Source organism: Streptomyces sp. NPDC048002 (assembly GCF_040653275.1).
In the GTDB taxonomy this organism is placed as follows: Bacteria; Actinomycetota; Actinomycetes; order Streptomycetales; family Streptomycetaceae; genus Streptomyces.
In genome coordinates, this window is sequence record NZ_JBEZNL010000061.1 from 24,637 (window position 1) to 33,057 (window position 8,421).

Here is an 8,421-nt window from a genome sequence, read left to right on the forward strand (position 1 = left end):
TGGCTGCCATGAGCGCACCCACTCACACCCGCAGGGGCTGCGCGGAGATTGCGCAGCCCCTGCGCTGGTGCGCAGTACCCCTGTGGCCGGGTGTGGTGGGGCTTGTGGTCGGGGCTGCGCATGCCCGCGGTCGGGTTCGTGGTCGGGGCTGCGCAGGCTCCTGGTCGGGGCTGCGCTCCCGCCGGCTACAAGTCTGTGCACCCGTGGGAGCAGTGCTGTGCGCAGCCGCTGCTGCCCTTCTCGGTGACGGCGCGGCAGCTGCCTGGAGGCGAGCGGCCAGGGTGCGCCGCTCGATGCGGTGTGGATGGCTGCCATGAGCGCACCCACTCACAGTGCGCACCGAGCGGAGTTGAACATGTTCAACTTTCGTGGCAGCGTGGGTGCTTGGTGATCTGCTGTGTGAAGCGGCCCGGGGTGTGGCGTGCGTGAGGGGGAGTCATGCGTGTGGAACGAGGGCGAGTTGCTGCGGGGTTGCGTGGGGTGGTCTTGGCGGTTGCGGTGTCGATGCTGGCCTCGGGGTGCATGTGGCAGCCGCAGGCGCTGGCTCGGGCCGACATCGTAGGGACCTGGACCGAGGGTGATACCGGGACCGTGCTCTTCAAGGACGACGGCACCGTCGTCGTAACTGACCTGGCCGAGTTCAACGACGACGGCGACAAGGTGTCGGAGTGCAGCGGCACCGGCGAGTGGGGCGTGTATCCCGACGACGAGGAAGCGGAGAATGTGTCGGTCACCGTCTGCGACGGCAACCCGTGGGAGTTCGGCGGCTCGAAGAAGCATCCGGAGATGCGGCGCCTTGTGGCGGATCCTTCGTACGGGAAGTATCAGACCCTCAGCCGCGAGTAGCGGAAGCCGCGCGGCGCGTCCAGCCCGCCGTCCAGGTGCACCCAGGGGTGGCCACGAAGATGATGGCAGCCGGCACCTCTCGATCCCCGTGCCGACGCCGGCCACCGTCCTGAGGACGTTCCGGCGCCGGCGGCACCACGCGTTCGAACAACTCCCACAAGCCGTCCGGCATCATCCGCTGCACAAGCCCCCGGGGGAGAGCCGTGGGTCGGGGTCTCCCGGCGGGGACCGGTTGCTGAACGGTTCTCCGGATTCCGGCGCACTCTCAAGTTCGCTGCCTGGCGTATTTGTTCGCGGCTTGCCCAGAGTGGCGGGCTCTCGGGTGATCCGTCCCCGCGCCCGGAGCAGCCTCTGGCGGGCCCGTGCTCTGTGGAACGCGGTACGGCACGGCCTCATCCGGCACGGCTGGGTTGACTGTGAAGCGGGGCGGCTTGATGCCGTTCGGTTCCCGGGTGTGTCTGTCTGTCGCACGGGCGTGGGTGTGGGTGTGGGGTGGGGGTAAGCCGGTTGGGGTGGGGTGGGGGTTTTCGTGGTGTGCGCAGGGTGCGTGCAGGAGGTGGGGAGGAGGGGGTTGTGATGGGTGCGGGACGGACACCGGGTGGTGGGGCTGGTGAGGGGTTGTTGTCGTTGCGGGCGGCGTTGGTTTTGAGTTTGGCGGTGGTGGTGGGTGTGGGGGCGGGGGTGTTGACGTGGTTGGGGGGTGCGGTCCCGGCGGTGGGTGTGCTGGCGGGGGGCGGCGCGTTCGCGGGTGCGGTGTCGTTCTTCCATCACCTCATCGCGTGACCGCGCCGGGCGTGGACCGCGGTCGCGTGACCGCCGCGGGCGGGGGGTGGTTCGGTCCGGGCGGGCCGGCGGGTGGAACCGAGAGGGCGGTTGCCGTGCGGGCAGGCGCCCTCAGGCGGCAGGTCGGGCGTGTGAGCAGCATGGTCCGCAGCCGCTTTCCGGCCTAGAGTTCCCAGTGTTCATGAGGTCGGCTGCCCGCGGGGACGAGCGCAGGCCCCGCGGGTGTCTTCCAGGTGATCTCCCGGGCCACGACGAGGGCTCGATGATCCGGGCCATGAAACAACACGTTCAGCGATCGGGGAACGAGCGTTCGGCGATGAGGCCCTTGCGCGTTCGGCGATGAGGCCTCTTGCCGCTGCGGTCCTCGAGTGCCTCGTGCACTGCTGCGATGCCGTCTCCTATGTCGGCGCTGGCGGCCGCCTGCCGGGTCACGGACCGGGGCGCCGTCATGGAGTGCGCTGCCGAGGTGGTCGGTCAGGCGGAAGGGGGTTTCTCGCCGTGTCGGTATACCGCCGGTTTCCTGGCAGGGCCGAGGGGCGGGCAGGCAGCCCCGCTGTGGCGCGCCAGTGATCTGCGTCGCGGGGGTCGGCCAGCCATCCGTTCAGGCGTTGAGCCCCGGCGCGGAAGGCGTGGGGCAGCAGGGCCGGATCGTCGACGGCATGCCTCACAGGGTCGACGTCGTGGCTGGCGTGATCGCTGTCGCACCAGCAGGCCACGTTCACTGCCGTCTCGACCGCGAGGCGCCCCGGGTCTGTCCACACCACGTGGAGCAGGAACTCCAACTGCTCTCCGTCGTTGGCGTGCGTGATGACGTCCATGCCGAGGATGATCGGTGTCCCTGGCTGTAGTCCGGGGAAGACGGCGTGGCCCAGCACCCATTCCCATTCCGCCTCATCGTTGACGCGGGCCGTGTCAACAGCACGGGCCGCGTCCTTCAGGGACGCGACGCCGGCTGGCGACAGGTCAGGGAACAGAGCGGTCAGGGGGATGTCGTCGAGGGCACCTCGCTTCACGCGTCGATCATCGCTGCTCTCCGGCATACAGGCCAGGGGTTTGCGCCCCGGGGCTCCCTTCTTCTGCCTACAGTCGGGGTTTTGCTGGATGCCGAACAAGGACCTCTTCATCCGGGCTGTGGCGCGGTCCTGGGCCGGTCGGCGGCAAGGCAGCCGGGCCCTGCCGCGCCGCGGGGCTCGGCTTTCACGGCCGGCGTCTTCACATCCCGCGGTGGCGGGGGTGCGGTCGGTCCGAGGCCGGTTCCTGGTACCGGGCCGTCACCGCGCGCCGGCTGCCGCGCAGACCACGCCGCGCAGGGGCTCCTTGAGAGCCTGCACGGCCTTTCCTCCGTGGCGGACTGCCCTTGGACGGTCATCGCGCAGCACACGACCGTCTCACGCGCTCGCGTACCGACGGCCGGCAGCGCGTCCCGCCGTGTCTTCATCCCGGCGCAACACACCTGCTGGGGGATGGTCGACCGCGCCGGGGTCGCCGCTGCCGGCACTGCGTACGTGATCGTGCGCTTCGCGCTGCTGATGAGCCCGTAGCCCTGAGCGGACGGGCCTGTACCCCGGCACGAGGGGCCGGCGGGCCGGGCTCGCCGGCCGAACCGGGCCCCTCCTGTTTTTCCGGTGGGCGGGGGCTGGGTGTTGGCACGGGTCTTCGCCGGGGCGCCGAAGGAGGCCCTGGGGCGGTGGATCGGGGGAGCGGCCGCCTGTGGGGCCCCGGGTGCTGCTGGGGCTGGAGGCTGTTTGCGGGGGCTGCGGCTCGCGCGTCGGCTGCTCCCCTTTTCCGGTCGGGGGTAAGCCGTTGGGGGTGGGGGAGGGCTTGTCGTGGTGGAAAGCCTGCTGCGCGTGTTCGTCCGGTCGTTCTCCTGCGGCCGGTGGGTGGTGGGCGTGGGGGGCCGCTCGGGGTTTGCGGCCGGCCTGGCACCGAAGGGGTTTTACGGGGTGTCGGGTCCTGTGACGAAGGGGTTTGAGGTGGAACGGCTCGGAAGGAGTCCCACGGTTGACCAGCGAGCAGGAGGCCACGTTGGTGGCACAGACGATCCCCCCGGCGCATGGCCTTGCCGGCCGGACGGTGCCGGCAGGCGGCCATCCGGCCGATGACCCGCGCTTTGTGGCCCTGGTGCAGGGGCACTACGGAAGATTGGTGCATGTGGTGGCCGCGATGACCGATGACCGGCACCTGGCCGAGGACATCGTCCAGCGCACGTTCGAGAAAGCGGTCCGGTCGTGGCCGGCGATATCCGGCTATGAACGACTGGACAGCTGGCTGTACAAGGTCGCTCTCAACGACGCCCGCCGCCACTACTCACGGGCGGTCCGCGAGGCGCAGGCCGTGCACGACGCCGCGTTCATGGGCGGCCGGGCGAGCGGGTTCACCGCGGATTCGTTCGCGTCGGCCACGACCCGCATCGATCTGGTGCGGGCCCTGGCCGAACTGTCGCCACGGCAGCGGGAGGTAGCCGTCCTGGTCCTGCTCGGTGACCGGACTCTCACACAGATCGCCGAGGAGATCGGCCTCGCCCCGGGCACGGTGAAAGCGACATGGCACACCGCCCGAGGCCGCCTGGCGCAGTTACTTCGCGGATACGCGGCACGACAACCCGGAAAGGGGGATGCACATGAGCGATAACCACCCGCGCGGAGACACGGAAAGGGGGATGCACATGAGCAGCGACCACCCGCGCGGACACGAGGGCCTGCCCGCGCCGGACAACGTCGGCCTGGAGGGGCGAGGCAAGGACGGGGACCCGGCAGAGCTGGACCTGTGGGCCGCCGTGGACGACTTCACCCGGTCCCTCACTCCCGCCGATCCCGCCACTGCCCTCGACCGGCTCCGCCGCGTTCCCGCAGACGGCGCCACCACCGCCACCATTACCGGCACCGCAGGACCGGCCTGTGCACCCTGGCCGCCGACCTCCTTACGATCCTCCGCACCACAACTCCTGTCCCGCGCCGACACCACGTCCGGCCCGGAGCTCGGTCTGGACGGCTCCCGGCCGGCGGACAGGACCTTCCTCGCCGCCCTCCTGCAGGCCCTCGTCGCCCGCCCGGACGCCCACGACGCGCACCTGTGGTTCGTCGACTGCTGCTCCGTCACTGCCGCACCGTCCGGCGCACCCGCCCCCCACCGGGCCCTGAGTGTGCTGAGCGACCTGGCCGCATGCCTGGGCCCCACACAGGTCGACGTCTGCCCCGGCGATCATGCGCTCGGCCTGCCCGCCCTCCGGACCGACGAGGACCTGCGGGGAACGCTGTGGTTGCCCACTGCCGACGGCTCCCACCGCCGCTCGAGGAGCACGCAGCCCGACCGCACCGGGCAGGACGTGGACGTGCTGGCAGAGATCATTGCCTGCGCACGCCCCTTCACCGAACGCCCCGTGACCGACGACGTGCGTTTCGCCCTCACCACCCTGCGCACCGAACTCTCCGGCACCCACAGCCGTTTCCCCAGCCCGGCACCGAGAGTGCGCTTCCTGGACTTCACCTGGCCCGCGCCCGTGGTCGGCCGCTCGCTCGCCGACCTCCTGCAACACCATGCCCCCGATGCCGCAGACGCGTGGCGGATCTGGAGCACCGCCAGCAGCAACGATCTCGACGCCCACCTCACCGAGATGTGGGCGAGCCAACTCGCATCCCCCCACGACGTGACCGCAGCGGAGATCTTCGTCCTGCTGTCTGCCGACACCTGCCGCACCCTCACCGTCCCGCCGCCCGACACCCTGCACCGTCCGGACCGGCCCGCCCCGCAACGTGACGACGGCCGCTCCGGCACACACGCATCCGGCGCCAACCTCACCAGCGACGGGACCGTCACGACCCCCCAGACCGCAACCGCGTCGGACGGCAGCGTGTCCGAGCCGGACCCCACCCCCCATGAACCACGAACAGCCGAGCCGGATCCACCACTTCACACCGGCCGGGACATGGACGACCTACTGGCACCGCTCACCCCCGAAAGGGCATCGACACAAGCACAGCGGGGCAAGCACCCGCACCTGCGTGGGCATCCATTCCGCCCGCAACATCCTGCCCGCGTCCTGGACGAGCGGACCCTCCAGGCGATCTCGGCGCACCGGCCGGGCGAGGACACGCTCCCCGCCATCGAACAACTCCTGCTCGGCGCCGCACGCTGACCGGGGCACCCAGGCCCTCGCTCGGTTCCTCGCCTGCCGGGCTGCGCAGCGGTTGCGCCGCCCTGTGCGCTCGAGGAGCGTATGGCCTGTGGTCGGCTGTGCACGCCCCGTGGTTGGGCTCATGGTGGGGTGTGCACTCGTCGGTCATGATCACTCACCGCGCACCCGTCTGGCCGGTGACTGCGCAGCCTCTGCTGTCGTGGGGCGGAGGGGGCATGCCGCCTCGCACCGCGGACGGGCAGTGCCTGTACGGCTGCGCGCGGCTCTTGCTGGTGCGCTGTGCGGGGGTATGGCAGTCCGGCATCTCGTCAGCGCCCCTCTGTGCTGCCTGGGGGTTGGGGGGTTACAACTCGCTCCACGCCCGGCGTTCGCCGCCGGCCAGTGGTGTCCAGACGTCCGCGCTGGGGCTGTGCTGTTCGATGTCGTTGAGTGTGGCGGCGCCGAGGGGTGTGTGGCGGGCGAGGGTGGCGACGAGTGGATGCTGGCCGGTCATCGCCTGCAGGTCGCTGATCCGGTTCTCCAGCCTTGCCCGGGAGGCACCGGTGAGGACGAAGAGCACACGGGGGAAGACGGGATACCGGCGCAGCCATGCGGGGCCTGTGGTTGCCTGTCTGCGCCGGCCGACGGGCTGGGCTTCGTTGCCGTACGCCGGCGAGTTTTGTGCGTGCTGTCTCCTGCGCCCGGGTGTCGGCGAGGGCTTCTTCCAGTTGCTGTTCAGCGTGGGTGAGCTGGTGGGGGAGCCGGGCACGGAAGGTGTTCTCGTCCGCGGCGGCGTTCTGGATGGTCACGGTGAAGTCGCGGACTGCTTCTTCATCGAATCGCTGCTGATCATCCGCTGCGGGAGGGTCAGTTCCGGCGTGCTGGTGCGGGGAGCGAAGCGGGTGAGGAGTGTGCGGGGGACGTGGACGAGGGTTTCGGCCTCTTTCTGTCCCGCAGCTGCACTGGGTGCTGCGGGTCCGTCTCCTTGCCGTCTGAAGAACCCGTTCTTGTACTTCCCGCGTCCTGGGCGTTGTGTGGCCTTTGCAGTGCGTGTCTGAGGGCTGGTGGGGGGTGTGCCGTCACAGGGTCATGATGATTTCGTCATGTACGGTGCGCGTGTGACCGGGCAGAGCGTCTACCGCTATCTGCGGGAGTTCCGTGAGGCTTTCGACAAGCCCGAACCTCTTGCCTGGCCGGAGATCAGCCACGGCCAGCTGCTGATGATGATGGGCCCGAAGAAGCAGCACCAGCTGGTCGCTCACCGGTTGCGTACCCGGCTTGAGCCTCAGCTGGCAGCGGACCTGGTGCTGATGGCGGGAACAGACATGGAGGACGCGGGGTTGGGGATTCTGCGTGTGCCCGACCTCGTCGTGATCGACGCGGAGGAAGCCACCCGCGACAGCGACGCCATCGACCCGCGCCGCTCCCACCTGGTCATCGAGATCGTCTCGCGGTCCCATCCGGCCAATGACTACGAGGGCAAGCTTCGTGACTACCCGGCCATGGGAATCCCGCACTACCTGATCGTCGACCCCCGTGACGGCAGCGCCGTCCATTACTGGGCACCCACCCGGCGCGGCGGTGAGCCGGCCTACGACAATCGGCAGCATTACCTTTTCGGGGACACGGTCACGGTCGCCGGGTGGAAGATCGATACGGCCGGGCTTCCTCGCTATGGTGCGGACGCCGGACTGTGAGTGATACCGCGGAGCTGGTGCGGTCCTGGCGCAGGCAGCGGGGGATGTCCCAGGCGCGGCTTGCCGAGCTGGCCGGGACCGGGCAGGCGGCGATCTCCCGGATCGAGTCGGGCAGAGACCTTCCCACCCTTGCCCTGCTGGAGCGGATCGCCGCAGCGCTGGACTGCCGCCTGACGGTGAGTTTCACCGCGGGTGGGGAACACGTTTCGTCCCCGCCGGCTTGCTGACGAGGGGTAGTGCGGGGACTGGATACGGGACGCCGGCCGGGTCCGGTGCGCGGCTGCGCTGCTGCCTGGGCCTGCTCCGGCAGCGGCCCCCTGACGACGTGGCCGGCCAGACCAAGGAGCCGTCCACGGCCCGGCTGAAGGCCCGGCGGCTCGGTAGCCACCCATGCGTCGGAGGTGTGGAGGCATGTTGGCTATCGCTCGCGCCGGGGCCTTACAGCTCGGTCCATGCTTGTGGTGTGCCTCCGGTGAGGGGTGTCCATACGGGTTGGGTGGGGCCGTGTTGTTCGAGGTCTTCGAGTACGGCGGCTCCCAGCGGGGTTTCGCGGGCGAGTCCCGCGACGAGCGGGTGCCGAGGAGGAGGGTGTTGCTGCGGGGAGCGTCGTAGCGGCCGACGCTGCTACTGCCGACGGTCCGGCCGGTCGGGGGTGTTCAGCGCGGTGTTCGGGGCTGTCCGGTGCCACCGGGAAATCCCGTACATCGTTCAGGATTTGCTCTTCCAAGAGCATCGCGCAGCGTCACCCTCGCACGCTGTCTCACCTCACCCGCGGCCCGTTCAGCTGCGCCCCGGACTGTCCGCCCGGGGATCGCCGTACGCCCGGCCGCGCCGGCGGGCTGCTGCGCCTCGTCCGACGTATCCCGTGGCCGGGCGGGCCGGCCCGTGTCAACGGCCATGTCGTTCTCCCCGTAGTGTGAAGTCCCACGAGAAGTTGGACAGTCTGTACCGGACTGATGCTTGACGGTCCCGCGAGATTTC

At 70.1% G+C, this 8,421-nt stretch carries 6 protein-coding genes and 2 pseudogenes; 5 read left to right on the top strand and 3 right to left on the bottom strand.

Translation table 11 applies throughout. The features are described 5' to 3' along the window. Positions 1 to 438: 438 nt before the first annotated feature. Positions 439 to 846 carry a hypothetical protein gene (locus AB0E07_RS38190; RefSeq protein WP_362262583.1) on the top strand — a complete coding sequence of 136 codons (408 nt, stop codon included), beginning with the start codon at positions 439 to 441 and terminating at the stop codon, positions 844 to 846. Between the two features lie 31 nt (positions 847 to 877). Here the strand turns inward: AB0E07_RS38190 and AB0E07_RS38195 are convergent. Then, positions 878 to 1,021, bottom strand: a pseudogene (locus AB0E07_RS38195) (transposase); the annotation flags it as partial. Positions 1,022 to 2,075: 1,054 nt separating this feature from the next. Then, positions 2,076 to 2,741 carry a hypothetical protein gene (locus AB0E07_RS38200; RefSeq protein ID WP_362262586.1) on the bottom strand — a complete coding sequence of 222 codons (666 nt, stop codon included), beginning with the start codon at positions 2,739 to 2,741 and terminating at the stop codon, positions 2,076 to 2,078. An 889-nt stretch (positions 2,742 to 3,630) separates the two neighbouring features. On the opposite strand from AB0E07_RS38200, the gene AB0E07_RS38205 reads away from it, so the two are divergent. Further along, positions 3,631 to 4,260, top strand: a complete 630-nt coding sequence (locus AB0E07_RS38205) for a sigma-70 family RNA polymerase sigma factor (protein WP_362262588.1) — start codon at positions 3,631 to 3,633, stop codon at positions 4,258 to 4,260. Positions 4,261 to 4,294: 34 nt separating this feature from the next. Then, positions 4,295 to 5,764 carry a hypothetical protein gene (locus AB0E07_RS38210; protein WP_362262591.1) on the top strand — a complete coding sequence of 490 codons (1,470 nt, stop codon included), beginning with the start codon at positions 4,295 to 4,297 and terminating at the stop codon, positions 5,762 to 5,764. A 343-nt stretch (positions 5,765 to 6,107) separates the two neighbouring features. Here AB0E07_RS38210 and AB0E07_RS38215 read toward each other — a convergent pair. Further along, a pseudogene (locus AB0E07_RS38215) lies at positions 6,108 to 6,401 on the bottom strand (hypothetical protein); the annotation flags it as partial. 460 nt (positions 6,402 to 6,861) lie between these two features. Here AB0E07_RS38215 and AB0E07_RS38220 point away from each other — a divergent pair. After that, positions 6,862 to 7,440 (top strand): Uma2 family endonuclease, encoded by a 579-nt coding sequence (locus AB0E07_RS38220; protein ID WP_362262593.1) that lies wholly within the window; start codon positions 6,862 to 6,864, stop codon positions 7,438 to 7,440. Next, the gene (locus AB0E07_RS38225) at positions 7,437 to 7,667 is read left to right on the top strand and encodes a helix-turn-helix transcriptional regulator (protein ID WP_362260816.1); all 231 of its coding nucleotides are present in this window, start codon (positions 7,437 to 7,439) and stop codon (positions 7,665 to 7,667) included. Before AB0E07_RS38220 ends, AB0E07_RS38225 begins: the two co-directional genes overlap by 4 nt. The last annotated feature ends 754 nt before the right edge of the window (positions 7,668 to 8,421 follow it).

Excerpts from the sequence above, each read along its gene's own strand:
- AB0E07_RS38190 (WP_362262583.1), top strand. The coding sequence starts at position 439 with ATGCGTGTGGAACGAGGGCGAGTTGCTGCGGGGTTGCGTGGGGTGGTC.
- AB0E07_RS38210 (WP_362262591.1), top strand. The coding sequence starts at position 4,295 with ATGAGCAGCGACCACCCGCGCGGACACGAGGGCCTGCCCGCGCCGGAC.